Below are 19,325 nucleotides of genomic sequence, written 5' to 3'. Positions count from 1 at the left end.
GTAGTTTCGGAGGCAGGAACTCACAATGGAGTTTAATTTCTGACCTGCCTCCGACAACAGAGGTATAAATCGACTTCCCCTTCTCCAATGGCTTGAAGACCTTATGGATTAAAACAATTATTACAACGCTTCAGGAATAACTTCCAACGGTAAAGAGAACGGTCGAGAGAACATAGCCTCCCGACACTCTGGACGCTTTGCCCATTCAGAGATCATCCTGCCGTTCGCTGTCTCATAAAGGCGGTCATTGACCTCCCGCGCCCATATTTCAATTTGCTTAACAAGCTGAGGGGAAACCCCCTGCTTACTCCAAACTCGCTCGTGGCTGAAAGACTTCCCGTAAGTTTTGGAAATCAATGCAACAGTATATGCTGCAACGTTTGCTAAAAAAGCAGGTACCAATGGTCGCGCTGCTTTATGAACAGCCTTAAATAACAAAGCTTTCGAGACGATAGCCTTAAAATAGGAGACATCCGGATTAAAGGAGGTGCTTTTAGCCTCAGCGTCAGTCATACCAAACATAAACCGATCAAAGCACTTCTGTGCGCCAAGACTAACAATGTCAGCGTATCCATCCCATGCAGTTGAATACTTAGCCAACTCAGTTTTTGTAATTTTCCTTGAGGTTGGTACGGAATCCCTCAGAGCTCGAAGCTTAGCTGGAGTGGTACCTTCTCGGGAGAGCAGAGTGTTGTAACTGCCCGCAGCCCTCTCGTAAAACCACCTTCCCATTCCATCAGGGCAATAAACAGATAGAGACAATCGTTCGATATCAACATGGAACGGCTTATTAGCTGATAGATCCGATTGCCGAACAGCATTCTGACTGTTTGCATACCGCGAAATATCGGAGACAAGCGCCTCTTCTTTTGCTGGATCTTGCTCTTTCATTACGATGATTTTAGCTGGGACGCGAACCTTGCTCAGATCTGTATCCGCATATTTCTTTTTGGCAAAGAAAATTGAAGCAGTGGTTTGACCTCCATTTACGATTTGCATACCACGTAACCATGCAATACCGGGCGATCCATCCCCAGCGCGATCCAACCGCATCTCGTCCGCGACTAATACAATCCCATTGTTATAAGCCATGAATCTTTCAGGTGCACTCCGCAAAGTGTTCTGCAATCCTGCGTTCACGCCTTTCGCCTTCACACTTAAGAAGGAGCGTACGTTAGCTTCGAGTAACCGAGGGCCAAATTTCTCATAAATAAACCGGAGTGCTTCCCCTGGGATCGCAGTAAGAGCGTAGTCATAATCGCCAGTCTCTCCTGGCACAAATACGCACGGAAGCGGGGACCCGGAAACTTCTTTGAAATCGATTACAAGTTCATCACGCGGCTTACCTTCCGAACGATGTCGATAAAGCCTTTCCATATCCATGACTTCAAGCTTCACATGCTTCCCACCAACGTCTCTGGGCTTGAAACTCTTCGATTTTGCAATACCGTCTGCAAGTACGTAGACACGAACCTGCTCCAGCTCGTCATAAATTTCGCGGATCGTCAATGCAAGTGAATGGACATCACTTGAGGGATCGAGTTTTTCGGCGATGCGCCCGGCTGCGCAAAGTTCTAAGAAGCGAACACATTGGGCCGCTGCTGTTTTGATGTCTTGATCGGATATCGGGCTCAAGCTTTCGAAGCCCTCGTAAAGACTTACGAAAAGGTCAAGCTGGTCAGCGTCCTCTGACATCGCATATCCGCTTAAGCGTAAATTTGCGTTCCCTACCTTCCCTTGAAAATGGCAAACAACTGGATCGAAAGTCATTCCAGCGTCAACAAGGTGCTGCATCACCACCTCGGAAAAAACGAGCTCACCAAAGGTGGCGCCGTCTAACATCTGGATCGCTATCTCGCTCCGAGTCTCTGCGAAAAAATCATCTAGCGTCATCCCTTCACTCCTAGTTGTTTCAGTGCTACATCGAGGCTCAATAGGAAATCTCCGGCGTAGTCTAGATTGATCTCATAGAGGGCCCGACTGACTCCAACGGGAACAGTCCCGGGTGTCAATCTCGGGAAGCCTTTAGATATAGAAAAAACCCGCCTTTCTTTCGATTCGAATTTTCTGGTGTAGTGACTTGAGTGTCCTTCGAAATAACCAGCAACCATAAGCCTTTCTCTTAGAAAGTTAACAGTTCCAAGTTCTCCACCTAACCGTAGCTCGGTTTTCACGACTAACTCGGGAAGAGTTTGCCCGCCCTCCTCACGCGAGAAACGCTCCGCGGAGAGAAAGAGAGGCGACGCTACGGAGTCGTCCAATTGCTCAAGAGAAGTTATTCTCACAGGGAAGCCAGACGTGGACATCGTCGCCTTGACTTCAAAAGCACCATCTCCCAATAGAAAATCTTGTGGAGCGTCATCTGGCCCCACCCAACCTTTAAGGACCTCTTCAACCGAAACTCCCATTTCTAGGAGAGCAATCATGAAGTTGAGTTCGCCTATCAGGCCGAGTTCTGCCTCAATACTCAGAGGATTCGCACCGCGCGACATGAACTGCTTCCAAGCAAATACTCGACCGATTAAAACTCGCAACAGTTTAGTTTCGTCAACGCCAGTAGCTGCAGTCTCGTCTAATGCACCGACGACATCACAAACCATCGCAGTGAAGAGTTCAATACTTCCAGCTTCTTGTCGAGTGAGTGCGAGCCTAAATCCTGGAGAATTTAATTGTTCGGCTCGCTCTACCAAAAAGCCCTGCCCTTCAGGCAATTTTTCTGTGCGAGGCAGCTTGGCCGTCGGAAAGCAGAACAATATCGCCTCGACGTTGGACGGAGATCGTCGTCCTGCTTGTACTTCGATAGGGCCTGCAGGAGCGAGGGAAATAACCTGCCAGCCAGGTATGATGTCGTTTCCGGACAACGACGACCATGCAAGCAGAAACTCTTTATTCGGACGGACCATATTCTTGCATCCAGTAGAGGAGGTTAACTTCGTATTCCACGCTAATTGGGTTGTCACTGCTAGGGAACGCGATGGCAAAAGCCATGATAGGCTTGCTCCACCCGGGGACGATCAACCGTTCAGGCGTCTTTTCCTTGTAAAAATGCGGTGTTAGCGGATAAAGCAAAAGCAGTCCACGGTCCACATCTCCACCAAGTCTTCCGCGAGTTTCGCGAATGCCTTTGCCACTCGGGAAGTTCGGCAACGAGGTTCGTCCGCGTGAAGGTTCAGGCTTCCAAGCCGCACGAGTAAGAGCTAGTGCCTCTCGCCAAGCATCATCGCTTAGGTCAATACCCTCATCTTTTGGGTCGGTGAGCACGCCTATGGCAAAACTCTTTTGATCAACCCTTTCAGGATCGACAGAGTCCTCAGTCTTACGGATCGAATAACTGCTCGAAGGTTCGCCACCGGGGAATTCGTGCTGATCACCGACGCCGTTACCACCGCCGAGCAACGCAACGCTCCACTTCGTCAATTGCCCGGTACCGACCATCTTGGTTATGAATTCCGATAGCAAAACAGACTTGGCACTGGTGGCATTCGGATGCGTCACATAAGCACCAAGGAACGTTAGAACATCAGATACGTTTATGTCCTTCCAAAGACGCGCATTTGGCCATGAGTCTGGCTCACCATCGCGATCGTGCTTTGGCGAGTTCTCCCATGAATTGCCAAGTGACCTGATTAAAGTGTCGGTAGCGTCAAGATTCTGTTGCTGAATCTTGGCGTCACGATGAAATAGGATGGTCTGTGGTCGAGTCCCGCTATAAGTCAACGATAGCGTTTGCGCGTTTCTCATTTTCAACGGAGAGGTGACAGTAAGTACCTCATGCGACATTACCTTAAGCCCGTATTGCTCCGGCGTCAGCTTCGCTTCAGCCATAAAATCGAATTCTTCTCGTAGTTCCTCCGAAGCATCAGCAATATGCCCAAACCACTTCACCAGATCAGCAGAGGTGTATAGGCGACATAGATCAAGATAGCCTGGACGATAGCCAAACCAACGTCCCATTTGCATGAGAGTGTCGTACATCTTTGTCGTACGCACGAAGTAGCTCACACACAGCCCCTCCAGCGTCAGACCACGGGCAAGCTTGTCACCACCAACAGCAATTACCTTCAGCACCGCGCCGGGTGTCGCATAATCCAGCGCGTCCTTAGCCGTGCCGTTGATGGAACGAACTTCTATGTCATTCAGCACATCAGGCAGGACTGCAAGGATGTCATCCCAGCTAGGCATCTCTGGGGGGCAATCCTCAACAGGAGAAAGTTTTACCACTTCATCACGTATCGGAAGAAAATCGTGCTCCCAGAGATTGCGCAGCTGCTCAATTTGCTCTTGAGCATCAATACGGCGAGTGATTTTTTGGCGCATGCGACGCACGGCCGCCTCAATTTGTTCGCGTACATGATTTTGCACGTCCACGAAGCGGGTAACGTGCACTAGCATCGAATTGTGCTGACCATCTTGGCCGCGTAGCTCTCGCACGGCACAAGCCAGCACAAAAGCGCATATTGCCTCGTTCAAGGACGGCGGAATGATTTCCTGCCCTTTGTAGGTAGGAACATGTGTCTTTTTGTGCTTGGGTGGCATCCATCCCGAATCCGACTCAGCATCATAGTGATCTGCGATATTTCGTGAGAGGGGAAGCGCGCCTTTGCGTCCTTCCTTAGTCATTTTGCCGAACATGCGGGCAGGACCAACGTAGTTGGAAGGAGCGGCCAAGTTAATTTTGAAAGACCTAGGGAAAAGGTCCGGGCCTTCCTTAGCCGTAGCACCTTTGTGATGAATGAAAATGTTTGCAAAGGGCGTAGCCGTGTAACCGACATAGGCTTTACGTGAGAATGCGTGTAGCAATTGGCGTATGAGGCTATTAATAGTTTTAGGATGGTGCTCCTCATCCGGCGTGCCGTCGTCGTTGAACATCTGCTCACCTGTATCAACCGAGGCGTTATCTGCTTCGTCGTCGATCATCAATAGAGGCAGCTTTGTGACGAGCTTTCGTCCATTACTTGCATCGTTGCTATCGGCTACTCGTTTTTGTATCCAATTCAACAGGGCAGTTAAGACAGATTTCTGTTTCTTAACCACAAAAAGCCACGGCCGCTCTTCAGGAGAAATACCATGGAAATGTTTAGCGATAGCGTTGTTGAAGTCGCCGTTCTCTGCTCGCGTGGTTGCAGAGTTGGTCTTTAGGTCTTCGCCGAATTCCGCAACGCCAATGGGCATGCCCGGATCACGGTCAATAGTCGTCTCGTAGCCTAGGAAACTTTCCTCTAGCCGCATTTGGGTTTGCGAGCGCAGGTTGTTGTGCATACCCGCTAGCACTATGATTATTTTATAGCCAGCATCGGCGGCCTTACAAATAAGCCCTGAGTAATTGCTGGTTTTCCCGGATTGCACGTGTCCGACCACAAGCCCTCTGCGATCCCAGTCATCTACACGCTGCGGATCTTCCAACAGGCCCAGGATGTCATCAGTAGCCTCATCAATTCCTTCGACCACTATGTCGGAAAGTTTAGACTCCAAATAGTCTTCATAACGCCGCCAGTATTGCCAATCTCGTTTACGCGTGGCTGTGAGCCAGTCAAAGTGCCCCGCGTTGTCTTTAAGCGTGGTCGATTTGCCGATCCAGTGGCTGAAACGCTGGATGAGCGTGGCTACAACCTTTTCTTGATCCACTATAAAAGATGAATCACCGGAGAACATTTCCGCCGCGAGCCGAACCTTTTCGGCAATAAAGGTTGGGGTAACTTTTGACTTATCCTTCTCGGTTTTTACCAGCCTTTGCGCTGTAGCGATCACATTTTCCAGTAGCTCTAGTTGCGCAGCTATCTCTTCCGCTGAGGTCATTCGTTTTCACCTAATTTGGCAATCAGTGTTGGGTACTTTTGAAATGGCTCAGTACGAAGCATCGATTTACGAGCATCTTCTATGCTTAACCCCTTACGTTCGATCAAGTCATTAAAAAGTACGCCTGCAACCTCGATCACTGCCGCGTTGGGCTCCCCCTCAAACCCGGTGCGCGGCGTTTCCTTATTCTCGGCTGTATCGAGCCATATCCGTTGCACAGGCACAGTTTCCTCGACAACCCGTAGCATGGCTTTCACAAGGTTTGCATTACCACCGACAGCCTCAATTACTGCGGCCACGGCCGGATGCCGCTGATCAATGCGGTAACGAACACCATCCTTCAGCCTATCGACACGCCATGCTTGTTGCTCAATCTTAACTCCCCCAAGCCCAGGCATTGGCGTGCCGCGAAAAGCAAATACCCTTCTGGCTCTTTCTCTCGTATCTTCAGCCAATTTCGTAAGCCACGGACGCACTGTTACAGGAGGCCGGGCGGTGGATTTCTTAACGTCAATCTTCCAATCGGAATCGGCTGTATTAGGTATGTCCAACCTAATCCTAGCAAGCCGATGAGGCTCCTCTCGGTTCCATGCACGGCCTTGCCCAATTCCTAGCCATCCGCCGGCAAGAAGCAGGCGATGATTGCGATATACATAAAATCCTTGTTGAGAGGTCCATCCCTCTGCCCCACCCGACCGACTGAATTCCTCTTCAGACAGTCTATCTTTATGTGGTAACACGTGACACTGAGCTTCCACGATGCCTGAAGGCGTGTGAATTCTGGCCACTGGCGAATGCCATGGCTTCGCAGGATGCCCCGTCATAAAGGGATCCCATGGATTAACTATTTTGCTGTTGAGGTATAGCCGGAAAACTGGGTTCGCCCCTTCTAGCAATCGATGAAAAACCATTGCCAAACGTAGCTCAACATCGTCTATCAAGTCGGCAAAATGATCAGAGGTATAACCAGGCGTAACGATTCGGTCCAGGTTTTCCCAGAGAACTATTGTTCCGGAGGGCGAGGAATAAGCAGGCTCAACGAAAGCTTCGGAACCATGAGCTGCCCCCTCAAACATTCTCCATCCAACGTCCGTCGATGCTGCTATGGCATCGAGATCCCATCGCAGACAGGAAAGAGGCCCATTCATTTGTCGAGATGCAACAGTGAGACGGCGGCACTGAGAAAAGGACGCGGTTTTCAAGCCCATCCCAAAACGACCGAGATCATTCGACGCACGATCATCAAGTGGGCTTTTTGCACCAAGAGTCATTGCAACCTCTAACTCAGCGTCGTCCATGCCTCGCCCGTTGTCCAAAATCGAAATCCGGCTTTTGTCACCATCCCAAGTGAACGTTACATGTATTTCAGACGCTCCGGCGGAAACACCGTTGTCGATGACATCAGCTAATGCTGAGGAGGTCGAGTATCCAAGGCCACGTAGGGCTTCCAACATCGCGCTGGCTCGCGGAGGGGCATACCTGGTGCGTTCGTTCATTTGAAATAAGTAGTTCCAGAAAGAAGTGTGAAGCCCACATCAGCCATACTGCGGGCTATCCTACGAACCTGATCATCTAGCTGTGTTGGCAGCGATGCATGAGTTCGCCTGTCACCGGAAGCTTGCTCTTCAACACAAAGGCCAAGAGCCCTAGTCTAGAAGATCGAATAAAAATCGCTCGTGAAAGAATACTTGTCTTGTCGGAGCACCGGATAAAGCAGCCCCATCTAGACTTCGCCCTCACTCACAGCTAACGATTTACTTGCCTTAATTTTACCGCTGTGCTCAGCAGGTTGAGTTGAGCCGGATTCTGGCGGCCCTCCTGAGGAAAGGGACTGTTTAATCTCGAAGTAGTCGCCTACATACAAGATCAACTTTTCCATTCTTATCGGATGGCATAGTTTATTAAGAGCTTTTGACTCAATCTGTCGAATACGTTCACGAGTGACATCAAATAGGCAGCCGATCTCTTCCAAGGTCATGGCGTCATCTTGGCCTAAGCCAAAACGGAGAGTGATAACTTTGGCCGAACGCTCATCGAGTTCTCCAATCATGCCTAGTAGAATTTCCCTTAAGGAAGCATTTTCTGCTGCAATCGCCGGGTCTGATGGTTCTTCCTCTACCAAGAGATCAACCAACGATCTTGAGCTTTCTTCAATAGGTTCGTCTAAACTGCTGACTTTCTCAAATACCGTCAAAAGGATTTTTAGTTTGTCGAGAGCTATACCTGTTCGATCAGACGTACTCCGCTCACTTTCAGCCCCACCCATCTGAAACTCAAATTTATCCCGCTCTCGTAAAACACCTCTCGCCAAATCTTGCATATGAACAGGAACACGGACCGCCCGCTCTTGATTGGCAATTGCACGCGTAATTTGCTGGCGAATCCACCAAGTAGCATAGGTAGAAAACCTGAATCCTTTACGCCAGTCGTAGCGCTCAACGGCCCTCATCAGACCTATATTACCTTCTTGCACAAGATCATCAAAAGGCAGCTCGGACCATCGATACTTATTGGCTATAGAAAGTACCAAACGAAGATTGGAAAGAATCATCATCTTCCGCGCAGCTTCTTGGCGTTGAATTGCAGAAACGAATCCTGCACCTGCCAAATCACAATTTGCAATTCTCGAAAGTTCGATAAGAAAAATTCGGGAAAGGTTGGCGGCAATAAGTGCATCACGGATTTTCGATGAGTCGTTGCCGGCAGAGCGAGCAGCTGAAACTGCAGCGACAAAGGAAGATGCGATAGGATCAAGTCCGAACTCTTCGTCCGCCTGATAAACTTCCTCACCCGCAGATATCTCACTATTGCGCTCCAGCCCCTCATAGTCTCCTAGAAGATCATCTCGGGACATGAACTGCTCGTGACTTGCCTCCCCGAGCGCAACCTTGTCAGCAGCATCAAAAACGACATGAAGCCCCGATTGCCAGCACGAAAGCTCATCCAGGGCTTGCGCTTTTGCTTCCGCCATCTCGCGGCTTAAAGAAATTTCTTCTGCTGCCCCGAGTAACTCTCTTTTCAACCCCTTTACATAAAATCTTAGCGGCTCATTGCGGCCTGACGAGAGGTCTGCTGCAAATTCCATGGCCTCTGATAGTGTGACGTCTTCGTCCATTGTAGGATCGAGAAGATCGGATTGTTCGTCGTCTCTCTCCCATTCATCAATTACGACGCCAAGATCGCCTAATACAATAGTCAGGAGACGCCGAAAACTCTCATTACTGGAGAATTCAGGCTTAAGACATAAATCGATAAGAGCTGTCTCAGATACGGTGCCTTCGCGCAAACCTCGGAAGAGCAAACCGCGGATTTCATCGCCATCACTAATCTCTAAAGGATGTGCCCTTTCTGGCAGAAACAGATCGACATCATCCCACCCCATATCAGTGTCGATGGCCTTGTGATGCCTCATCGCTCTTTGCAATTCAACGATTGCTTTAGCTACGTTTGCGTCTCCCTTGGGGGCAACCGCTTCCGACTCGACCATCCACTCATCTTCGAACCCTAAATCGAGAGGTTCATCGTCAAGATCAATCAGACTTGAGTACGCCGCCACTTCATTCACGACGATGCAACTCTGCTCCTCACTATTGGGCCCAAGATCTGGAGGTTGTACAGACAGAACTACCTCCTCAATCTGACATCTGGACGCGGGCGTTTCACTGTCCGAGGATTGACGCGGAGACTCGTTCGATTGGCGTAGATGAAATAGCTCTCCCGGCTTACCACCGAAATGAGGTAGAAGCTCTTCGTTTACGTCGTAATGATTCGCTCGTACGGGGTACTCAAGTGCATCTCTTAACTGAGAGATACATTGGGAACACTCGGCCTTCTGTGCATATTCAAGGGCAGACTTGCCGTTGGGGTCGAGCAACTGTGGGTTTGCTCCGGCCGCCAACAGCAGCCGCACAACGCCCGCTTTCTTGCGAGCGGAGGCCAGCATTAGAGGAGTTGCGCCACTCCCATCGCTAGCATCGAGGTTGTCACCCCGTCTGATGTGGAGTTTAACTGCAACCTCAACACCGGCAATGACTGCCATGCGAAGCAAAGGGTTCAGCTTAGCCATAGCGCTACCCACACACCCATGCATTCACCTCAACCGTTGCTTTCGCGATGATGAGCTTGCTACAAGTATTTTTTGCTTTCAGAGCCGACTCCTTGTCTTTGATCCGCTTGCCAATTTCGCACGCCCTACAGCTTGGTATTGAAGGATCTTACCGATAGCCATCCAACAGACGTGACTCAAAGAAATCATTTGGTTCTTGGCATACCAAAATGGATTAACGGTGGCGCAATGCCATTCACAATATCTACTTGTCAGAAGCGCGTAAAGGAAGAGCACTACAACTGAGGCTAAAGGGTAAAACTTCCCGAGTAAGACAGACTACGTCGTTCATGGAGTGTCCTTGCCAAAATCGGCGCCCGCTTTCGAAAACTAAATTCAGATAGGATCTCGAAAACCACTAGGCTTACCAAGAGGACGCCTTGGACTGCCCCCTCCCAAAACGCATCCGCCTTAAAGTCGATTCGCAGAGACGACGAAAAAATCTTATGAGTGCAGATATAGTCTCACCGGCCCATCGTTCCAAGATCATGTCAATGATCAGGGGAAAAAATACACAGCCTGAAATGGCCGTACGTTCGGTATGTCATGAAATGGGACTTCGTTATCGTCTGCATAGGAAGGATCTAACCGGAAAACCTGATTTGGTGTTCCCCAAACATCGTTTGTGCATATTTGTACATGGCTGTTTTTGGCATAGACATACTGATTGCAAATATGCTTATACACCCAAAAGTAGGCAGGATTTTTGGCTCCCCAAATTGGCGAAGAACGTTGAGCGAGATAAAAATGCGCAAGAATCCCTCAAAAATGATGGATGGAGAGTGGCAATCATTTGGGAATGCCAAACGAAAAATCGTGAGCTTTTACGCACTGAAATACAAAAAATCTTCAGATTAAACATTTAAAATTCGCGTTACCTCTTCGAAACACTTTGATCGATATCGGTCGGTTGACCGTTTAGCGCTGAGCCCGTAGGCTTTCGATTCGGCGCCTAAGAAACGCCTTAAACCAGAGCGGTTCTCCGCACCCGACAGTCATGCGGCTTTTTTTCGTCTGCGGTTTCCCTACGCCTGCGAAAAATCCCGTTATGTCGGGAGTGGGCGAATACAAGACCCGAAAGGGGAATATGTCCGGCCCGTCTCTGGTGGGTTTCTTAGCTCCCGACACCCTAACGAATGCCCTAAGAAAGCAGCCAGAGGTAAATGGAAATGCCTGGATATCAAACCTTCATGATGAAGGTGAATCGCTGTACCCGAAGAACGCTCTCGTCGCTTCCGACTCCGGAGGCCCGCCATGTCTGAGCCACTTTTACCTACTCGGTTTACCCGCAACAAAACGCACCTGCATGCCGTTCTGGTTGAGAACCAGGTGTGGTTCTGCGTCCATGATCTTGGACGGTTGATGGGTAAACATCTTGATGAGCGCCAGCTACGCAAACTCGATGCTGATCAGCGTCAGTTGATGTGCGTGGAGCTTTTTGGTGAAACCGAAGAACAGTGGATGGTGAGTGAGTCCGGCGTGTACGCCTTGCTGATCTATCACTACTGTCCTGAGTACCGACAGCTTCGTGAGTGGGTGACGCTTCAGGTTGTGCCAACGCTGCGTGATGCTCGTCCGACACGTTCTGTCGAGCGGCCGACGCTGAGTGTTTTGAGTTGGCCGCAGATGTCGCTGAGTACATTGCACTGGCAGGATGAGCCGTGGATTCGGTTGCGGGATATGCCTTGTTTGTTGGCGAATGATCCGTTTAATCGTCATGAGTCCTGGTGGCGCAAGGCTTCACGATTGTTGCGTGGAGGCTGATGGTTTCAGAATCCGCTGTTTGAGTTTTCAAGCAGCGGATTTTTTGTGGCCAAAAGTCCTTGAGGCCGCTTCGCTGCCCATCGGGGATAAATCCCCTCACCACAATTGAAACGTGTTGCTGCCGGGCGGGTGTCTGGATTCGGTAATGAGTTGATACCACCAATCCCCAGCAGGCTGGCTCCCACAATTCCCGCATCATCCTGAAAACAATCAGTGCAACCCACCCCGCCTCCCGCTATTAATACCCCTCCCCCACTCAATGATCCGAGCCCCACCATGAAATTCGATCTCGCCTACTGCCTCAGCCTCGACGACAAGTTGTCGATCTATGATGTTCGCGATCTCAATTTCGATGAGACGGTTGCCTTCGATTCCGCGAAGGAACACTTCCAGTGCCCCAACGATGCTTGTCGCTCGGCGTTCGAGGCTTCCAACGAGTTGGGCACGTTCAACGCCAAGAATGTGAATTACGTTCGCACGCCGCACTTCAAAAACCTGCCCACTACGCAGCATGTGACGGGTTGTCCGTATGTGAGTTTGAAGGCTTTGGCTTCTGGCGTTGAGACGGCGGATGGCGAGGTGGATGACGGTCGTGAGGAACATTTCCCATCAGAGTTGTTACTGACCCGGCGCGAGTTTGTGCGCAAGCCTGTCACGCCAGCGGGGGCGGCGGATGTGTTGCGGGATGATCCGGTGCGGGCGGCGGCGGACGGTGGTAAAGAGTCGGCGAGTCGCGAATCGGCGCCGGACAAGACCAGTGTATTTGCGCATCCGGTGGAGTGCTTTGTTTCCAACTTCGCCGACAAGGAGTTGCTTAAGCGGATGCCGTTGAAGGTCGGCGAGCATTCGGCGCCGTACAGTTCGTTCTTCAAGAAGATTGAGTATCTGACGGACAACAAGGGACTGATTTACTGGGGGCGGATCAAGAAGATCGAGGACTTCCACAGTGCCAGTTTTCGTATCGATTTCGAGGACAAGGTCTGGTTCAAGAAGCCCGAGGACAGCAAGAAGAAGCCGTATCCGGTCAGCGTTTATCTGAACAAGAAGCTGATCGACACCTACCGCAAGCGCAAGGCGTTTCTGGAGGAGATCAAGCACGCGGTGGATAGCGACAAGGCGTTGTTCTGTTTCTTCTATGGGGTGACGCCGGAGTTGAAACAGGTGCCCGGCAAGAAAAACCCCGAAAAGCCTTTCGAGGTCTTCAATGCCAATATCGAGAACCTGGATCACTTCATTATTCGTGAGGCGCCGGGGCTGGAGTGACGGTTATCCCTGAGGCAGTTGCAGGTTGGCGGCGCCAGCAGGCTGACTATGTCGGGATACAGAACTGCTGGAGCGACGCTCATGCTGCTCAGCATTCCCCCCCCCTGCAACATACGAGCGTGATAGCTGATGACTTCGCGCCCGAGTTGCTCAAGCATGGGCTGCACCCTAGCGCCTATGACAAGCATTGATCTCTCGCCACGCCTCCAGACGTCGCTTCAAGGCACGTTCGATACCCGCCTCATCAACTGCGCAATATTCACGCAACCAATGAGCGACCATTTCGACATTCGGCCAGTACATATCTTTCTGACCTTTGCTGCTTCTGGGCGTGTCATTCATCGCGGCATCGAAACCAATGGCTGCCCGTTCACCCGGTGGTAAACAGCCCGACTCAGATGCACTGCCTTGGAAATACCAGGCAATTTCATCAATGTGTTTTTGCGCACTTCGATGGCTACGCCGATAAAACCTGTAATCGTGACAGCCTTGATCCATGCGCTCCGGCATGACACCGGCATCGACCCAATCCATAAAGCCGTGATTGATCGCATCGCGGATCAATCCTTCACGCCAACGACCAGCAAACCAGGCAACGAAACCTTCTGCGTCGGCTTTTTTCGCCTCGGCGAATACCATGCAGTAACGGGTTTTCACATGGATAACCAACAATACGTGCTTACGTTGCACCGTGATCGCATGGACTAGCCATTGCTCTACGGAATTGCTGGTCTCGTCATCTTCAATGGCCTTCGACGGGGGGTTGTTGTCCACCGGCGTGATTTTTTTGCCTTTGTGAACCCGGCTGAAAAACTTGCTGGCAGCTTCGGTGCAATTGAAGATCAACATGCGTTTTATCTTTTGAATACCGAGGCCATCTTAGATCAACCGGGTATCCACTTCACTGATCTCGTGCCCTTCCCAGTGACGACTGAAGGAAAGCTACCCACACGGTGTCGGAGTTTTCTGCAACGTCCCAACACACGTCAAACACTCCCACAGCCGACGGAGCAGTTACCCGTAAGCTTGCCTACCTTCGATCGTTCTTGCGCCCGCAGACCGGGCCGAGTTTCAGCGAGCAGCGATGACTAGGTCAGGCACCGTCCGTCTGGTTGGAGGCGGCGAATCAGGGAAAATCAAAAAATGCGTTTGATCCCGGCCGAAAACAACTGTACAAAAACACAGTATATTTTCAATCAGCACTCTTGAGCCCGGAGCACACCATGGCCACTTCTGCGATGAACCTCATTCTCGAACATATCGCGCTTTTCCAGTTTACCCCGACGCACTGCGTACAGGCCCGAGCCATGCTGGGCTGGAGCGTTGAGCAGTTGTCGCGTGAGGCCCAGGTGTCTGTCGAAGACATTCAGCGGTTTGAGGCGCAGCAGGATGTGGCCGATGCGGCGCGTCTGGCATTGGCGTATCGCTTGGAAGCGCAGGGGTTGGTGTTCTTTCCCGGGTTCGCGCCAGGCCGTAAATTGAATCCCCAGGCTATGCAGCAGAACGCTGTCGAGCGTGGGGATTTTGCTCAGGTCGGATGATTACTTGAAGGCAGGATGACGCAGTTCGGCCGAGGCTTGTTCATAGCTGTAGGCCATGGCGAACAGTTGCGGTTCGCTCCAGGCTTTGCCGAAAAAGAACACCGAGGTCGGCAGTCCGTCATCGTCCATGCCCGATGGCACAGTGATCGCTGGATAGCCGGCGACGGCGGCGGCGAACTGCGAGTAGCCGTCGGCTTCGGCAACCATTGCATCGAGATTGTGTTCTTGCAGTTGTTCGTCGATGGCGCCCTTGAATTTTTCGCTGATGGTTGCGAGCGAAGCACGTGCCTGATCATGGGTCATGTCCATATCGTTGATCGCTTCGAGCATGCTTTGTCCGTGACCTTCAGTGCCGGGATTGATTTTGTTGAAGTCGATCAGCGCTTGCAGCGACTGAATTGGCAGGTCGGGACGGCTTGCGAAGTATTCCGGCAATTCGTGTTTCATCCCGCCCATCAGACTTGGTATGTAATCAGCGGAATAGGGAAAACGGATAGTCACAGGTACGATCGTGGCGCCTTGTTCCTGCATCGCTGCCATGGCCATTAGAAATTCGACGCCAGGCGTCAGAGGCGTACCGTTAGTGCCGACGTATGCAACGGGATAGCCGATGCGTTTGCCTTGCAGGGCATCGTTGCTTAGCAGCGCGGTGTAATCGATTCCTGTCGGTGCGCCCGAGGTGGCCGAGTCCGCTGCATCGATGCCTTGCATGAGGTTTAAGGTCAGCGCCGCATCGCGAACGGTTCGGCTTAAGGTTCCAGGAGTGTCTTGCAGTCGAGTGATCGGCACGATCCCGGATCGGCTTAACAGACCTAATGTCGGTTTGACGCCAACCACGCCGTTAGCCGAGGCCGGGCAAGTGATCGAACCGTTGGTTTCAGTGCCCAGGGAAATTGGGGCGTAACCTGCTGCCACAGCAGAGGCGGAACCGGAGCTGGAGCCGCAGGTGCTTTCACTCGCCAGATGTGGGTTTTTCCCTTGGCCACCGCGACCGCTCCAGCCATGCGGCAGATCCATGTCCCGCACGTAAGCCCATTCACTCATGTTGGTTTTGCCCAACACAATCGCGCCAGCATCCCGTAATTGCTTAACCACGAAAGCATCAGCGGCAGCCGGCTGACCGACCATCGCCAAAGAACCCGCGCTGGTTTGCAGACTGTCGGCGGTATCGAAGTTGTCTTTGAGCAGCACGGGAATGCCATGCAGCGCGCCCCGCGTCTGACCTGCTGCGCGCTCTTCATCCAGCGCCTTGGCGATATCGAGCGCTTGCGGGTTGAGCTCGATAACGGCGTGAAGGGCCGGGCCTTGTTTGTCCAGGTCAGCGATTCGCTGCGTGAGGTGCTCAACCAGTGCGACGGCAGTCAGTTCATTGCTCGCCATCATGTTGCCGAGCTCAGTAACGCTGGCGTATTCGAGCGCGCTATTCGCGGTGGCGGTGCTGGCAACGGTTGTGGCTGTCAGCGAAATCAGAATTGCTTGCGCCAGCGTGTTTATGCGGCGTTTGAAGGGGTGTTTCATGTGGATCATCCTTGTATGAAATAACGCGAGTGACTCATTCACTCGCGATACAGCCTACCGACACCGTCAGAAAGCGCTGTCAGCAACAAGGACAATCAGCAGTAGGAAAAGTCAGCCTGACTTGTAGCCGCTACACGGGGGGGAGGCTTTTTCTGACGTGATTTCTTCCAGATTCAACCACCACGCGCTCCCCCGCTGCGGTTGCGCCAGATTAAACGCCTCGCCCATCTGCGGCGTCGTGATCGTCACACTGCGCTCCCACGCCAGCGCGAGGATCCGGTCGAACGGTTCGTGCCAGGCATGCATGGCCAGGTCGAACGTGCCGTTGTGGATTGGAAATAGCCAGCGGCCCTTGAGATCTATGTGCGCTTGCAGGGTTTGTTCCGGTTGCATGTGCACGTGTGGCCATTCGACGTTGTAGGCGCCGGTTTCCATCAGGGTCAGGTCGAACGGGCCGTATTCTTCGCCGATGCGTTTGAAGCCGTCGAAGTAGCCGCTGTCGCCGCTGAAGAAGATGCGCGTGTCGCCGTCGATCATCACCCACGACGCCCAGAGTGTGCTGTTGCCGTCGAACAGGCCTCGACCGGAGAAGTGTTGCGACGGGGTGGCGATGAAGCGGATGCCGGCGATTTCGGTGCCCTGCCACCAGTCGTATTGGCGCACTTTGCTGGCATCGATGCCCCATTTGATCAGGGTGTCGCCGACGCCGAGCGGGGTCAGGAAGTAGTTGGTTTTGTCGGCGAGTTTGAGTACGGCTTGGTAGTCGAGGTGGTCGTAGTGGTTGTGCGACAGGATCACCGCTTCGATCGGCGGCAATTGATCGATGCTGATCGGTGGCTGGTGAAAACGTTTCGGGCCGGCCCATTGCACGGGCGAGGCGCGCTCGGCAAAGACCGGGTCGGTGATCCAGAATTTGTCGCGCATCTTCAATAGAAGAGTTGAGTGGCCGAGGCGATAGACGCTGTGGTTCGGCGCGGCCAGCAGGTCTTCGCGGGTCAGCGCTTGCACCGGGATCGGCGCGGCGGGCCGGGTGTCGCGGGGTTTATGGAAGATCATGTTCCACATGATCCGCAACATTTTGCGCAGGCCTTCGCGCTGCACCGGCGCGTGGTTGCGGAACAGCCCTTGAGCCTGACGTGAGGCTTCGGGTGTGGAAGCGGGATTTGGGTTGGCCATGACTGAATGACTCCTGAAAAACCGGGGAATTCACGGCGTTTCACGGTGGGACGATAAATGGCCAAGGCTGCACGCACAGGCCGAACTGTCTGTTTTTTAGGTTGCGAGGATTAACGCAACATTACACTGAGCGGTGTAGTTTCTAGGTTGCATCAAACACGATGACAAGTAAACTACCGAGTGTAATTTCATTCACTTCCTGCCGAAGCTTACTTATGACAGCTCCACAGCGCCTCACCGACCGTAAACGCGAAGCCATTATTCAGGCGGCGATTGCCGAATTTCGTGCCAACGGGTTCGAGGTCACCAGCATGGATAAGATCGCCGCGACGGCGGGTGTGTCGAAGCGCACGGTGTACAACCATTTCCCCAGCAAGGAAGAGTTGTTCGCCGAGATTCTTAATCAGTTGTGGGCGCGGATCAGCGCAGAAATGCGCGAACCGTATTGCGCCGACAAGCCTTTGCGCGAGCAGCTGCGGCAGATGCTGATGGCCAAATTGCAGATGATGGCGGATGACAATTTCCTTGGTCTGGCGCGGGTCGCGATTGCCGCCACCATTCATTCCCCGGAGCGTGCGCAGAACATGGTGGCGCGCATGGGCGAACGCGAAGAAGGCCTGACGGTGTGGATTCGTGCGGCGGTGGCCGACGGTCGATTGAAACCTATCGATCCGGAGTTCGCCGCGCATCAGGTGCAAGGGTTGCTGAAGTCGTTTGGCTTCTGGCCGCAGATTTCCATGGGCCAACCGCCGCTGGATGCAGAGATGCAGAACACCGTCGTTGAATCGGCTCTGGACATGTTTCTCGGCTGCTATCAGCTCTAAGTCGCCGCTCTCCTGCGTGAGCCACCGATTAAATGGCTCGGAAGGACACTGATCATTCCCGTTGGAATAAATGACAATGTCCGACAATCGACCGACAGACGGTCGACCTGAGGAAATATACTGCAAAGTATTTCAGGACGAATCACGCGCAGGACACCATGGAAAACAATCGCGGCAAAGGCTTGTCATTCGCCAGACGTATTTACCTGCCCCGGATCATCGGTCTGGGCGTCGGGTTTTTCTGTGTCGGCGCCGCGCTGCATCCGCTGAACATGCCGAGCTGGATCTGGGCACTGTTGCTGTTTAACGGCTTTGCCTGGCCGCATCTGGCGTATCAGATCTCCACGCGCTCTGCGTTCCCCTATCAGGCCGAGCGCCGCAACATGCTTTATGACTCGCTGTGCGGCGGGTTCTGGGCGGCGAGTTTTCAGTTCAGTCCGCTGGCGACCGTGACCATCCTGTCGATGATGACCATGAACAACGTGGCGGCCGGTGGCCAACGACTGTTCGTGTTTGGCGCCCTCGCCCAACTGGTCGGCGTGTTGCTGGGCTGGTCGATCTTCGGTTTCAAATTCAGTCTGACGATGACACAGGCGCAAGTCTGGGCCTGTCTGCCGATGCTCACCTTGTATCCGCTGGCGCTGGGCATGGTTTGTTATCGACTGGCGATCAAATTGTCCCAGCATAAACGTGCGTTGAGTGCGCTCAGCCGTACCGACAGCCTGACCGGCCTGCTCAATCACGGCGCCTGGAAAGACCTGCTACATCTGAAGTTTCAGCAGTGTCGTCAGCACAACACGCAAGCCACATTGGCGTTGATCGATATCGATCATTTCAAAGTGATCAACGACAGTTTTGGGCACATCGTTGGCGATGCGGCGCTGCGTCAATTGAGTCTGGAGCTCAAGCGTGTGCTCGATGAATATGAGTTGGCCGGGCGCTATGGTGGAGATGAGTTTTGCGTGATTCTGCCGACGTTGCCATTGGCCAAAGCCGAGGTGCTGATGGAGCAATTGCGCGAGGCACTGGAGCAGTATCGCCATCCGGATGTGCCGGATTTGCGGGTGAGTTTGAGTATTGGCTTGGCGCGCTATCAGGCCGGGTATAAGGACGCGGTGGATTGGCTGGAGGATGCGGACAAGGCGTTGTATACGGCGAAACATACGGGGCGCAATACGATCAGTACGGCGTTGGCGCATGACGCCAGAGTTTGAGCGAGCGTGGCGCCGCCTTCGCGAGCAGGCTCGCTCCCACAGTTTGACCGAGCTTCATCAGTAGGAATGCAGTTCAAATGTGGGAGCGAGCCTGCTCGCGAAGGGGCCAGCAGCATCGACGCAA

At 52.5% G+C, this 19,325-nt stretch carries 14 protein-coding genes; 6 read left to right on the top strand and 8 right to left on the bottom strand.

Features of this window, described 5'->3' with window-relative positions:
• Positions 1-120: 120 nt before the first annotated feature.
• From ACP3TY_RS04095 to ACP3TY_RS04075, 5 genes are all read right to left on the bottom strand, one after another.
• The gene (locus tag ACP3TY_RS04095; protein WP_426619296.1) at positions 121-1,893 is read right to left on the bottom strand and encodes an AIPR family protein; all 1,773 of its coding nucleotides are present in this window, start codon (positions 1,891-1,893) and stop codon (positions 121-123) included.
• On the bottom strand, positions 1,890-2,903 hold the full coding sequence (locus ACP3TY_RS04090; protein WP_426619295.1) for a PD-(D/E)XK motif protein: 1,014 nt from the start codon (positions 2,901-2,903) through the stop codon (positions 1,890-1,892). The genes ACP3TY_RS04095 and ACP3TY_RS04090 overlap by 4 nt, the downstream gene beginning before the upstream one ends.
• Positions 2,887-5,796: a Z1 domain-containing protein gene (locus tag ACP3TY_RS04085; protein ID WP_426619294.1), complete on the bottom strand. Its 2,910-nt coding sequence runs from the start codon at positions 5,794-5,796 to the stop codon at positions 2,887-2,889. The genes ACP3TY_RS04090 and ACP3TY_RS04085 overlap by 17 nt, the downstream gene beginning before the upstream one ends.
• Positions 5,793-7,250 carry an ATP-binding protein gene (locus ACP3TY_RS04080; RefSeq protein WP_053123308.1) on the bottom strand — a complete coding sequence of 486 codons (1,458 nt, stop codon included), beginning with the start codon at positions 7,248-7,250 and terminating at the stop codon, positions 5,793-5,795. The genes ACP3TY_RS04085 and ACP3TY_RS04080 overlap by 4 nt, the downstream gene beginning before the upstream one ends.
• A gap of 269 nt (positions 7,251-7,519) precedes the next feature.
• Positions 7,520-9,862, bottom strand: coding sequence for a sigma-70 family RNA polymerase sigma factor (locus ACP3TY_RS04075; protein WP_426619293.1), 2,343 nt, complete (start codon positions 9,860-9,862; stop codon positions 7,520-7,522).
• A 485-nt stretch (positions 9,863-10,347) separates the two neighbouring features.
• Here ACP3TY_RS04075 and ACP3TY_RS04070 point away from each other — a divergent pair, with 485 nt between their 5' ends.
• The 3 genes from ACP3TY_RS04070 to ACP3TY_RS04060 all read left to right on the top strand — a co-directional run bounded on the left by ACP3TY_RS04070 (position 10,348) and on the right by ACP3TY_RS04060 (position 12,928).
• Positions 10,348-10,767, top strand: a complete 420-nt coding sequence (locus ACP3TY_RS04070; RefSeq protein WP_082341476.1) for a very short patch repair endonuclease — start codon at positions 10,348-10,350, stop codon at positions 10,765-10,767.
• A gap of 388 nt (positions 10,768-11,155) precedes the next feature.
• Positions 11,156-11,665 carry a BRO-N domain-containing protein gene (locus ACP3TY_RS04065; RefSeq protein WP_426619292.1) on the top strand — a complete coding sequence of 170 codons (510 nt, stop codon included), beginning with the start codon at positions 11,156-11,158 and terminating at the stop codon, positions 11,663-11,665.
• 276 nt (positions 11,666-11,941) lie between these two features.
• Entirely contained in the window at positions 11,942-12,928 is a 987-nt protein-coding gene (locus ACP3TY_RS04060; RefSeq protein WP_426620426.1) for a hypothetical protein, read from the top strand.
• A gap of 168 nt (positions 12,929-13,096) precedes the next feature.
• Here ACP3TY_RS04060 and ACP3TY_RS04055 read toward each other — a convergent pair whose 3' ends face one another.
• On the bottom strand, positions 13,097-13,777 hold the full coding sequence (locus ACP3TY_RS04055) for a DUF6933 domain-containing protein (RefSeq protein WP_426619291.1): 681 nt from the start codon (positions 13,775-13,777) through the stop codon (positions 13,097-13,099).
• A gap of 374 nt (positions 13,778-14,151) precedes the next feature.
• Between ACP3TY_RS04055 and ACP3TY_RS04050 the strand changes: the two genes are divergently transcribed.
• Complete coding sequence (locus ACP3TY_RS04050; protein WP_426619290.1) at positions 14,152-14,469, top strand: XRE family transcriptional regulator; 318 nt, start codon at positions 14,152-14,154, stop codon at positions 14,467-14,469.
• On the opposite strand, the gene ACP3TY_RS04045 is transcribed toward ACP3TY_RS04050, so the two are convergent.
• Positions 14,470-15,987 carry an amidase family protein gene (locus ACP3TY_RS04045; protein WP_426619289.1) on the bottom strand — a complete coding sequence of 506 codons (1,518 nt, stop codon included), beginning with the start codon at positions 15,985-15,987 and terminating at the stop codon, positions 14,470-14,472. It abuts the gene before it with no gap.
• Positions 15,988-16,098: 111 nt separating this feature from the next.
• A complete protein-coding gene (locus tag ACP3TY_RS04040) occupies positions 16,099-17,163 on the bottom strand; it encodes an MBL fold metallo-hydrolase (protein WP_426619288.1) in 1,065 nt (354 codons plus the stop codon).
• 215 nt (positions 17,164-17,378) lie between these two features.
• On the opposite strand from ACP3TY_RS04040, the gene ACP3TY_RS04035 reads away from it, so the two are divergent.
• Together ACP3TY_RS04035 and ACP3TY_RS04030 are read left to right on the top strand one after the other, a co-directional pair.
• Positions 17,379-17,987 (top strand): TetR/AcrR family transcriptional regulator, encoded by a 609-nt coding sequence (locus ACP3TY_RS04035; RefSeq protein WP_426619287.1) that lies wholly within the window; start codon positions 17,379-17,381, stop codon positions 17,985-17,987.
• A 158-nt stretch (positions 17,988-18,145) separates the two neighbouring features.
• Positions 18,146-19,201 (top strand): diguanylate cyclase, encoded by a 1,056-nt coding sequence (locus tag ACP3TY_RS04030; protein ID WP_426619286.1) that lies wholly within the window; start codon positions 18,146-18,148, stop codon positions 19,199-19,201.
• Positions 19,202-19,325 lie beyond the last annotated feature (124 nt).

It is taken from the genome of Pseudomonas rustica (genome assembly GCF_049959085.1).
Lineage (GTDB): Bacteria > Pseudomonadota > Gammaproteobacteria > Pseudomonadales > Pseudomonadaceae > Aquipseudomonas > Aquipseudomonas rustica.
This window is presented reverse-complemented; position numbering and strand designations above follow the sequence as displayed.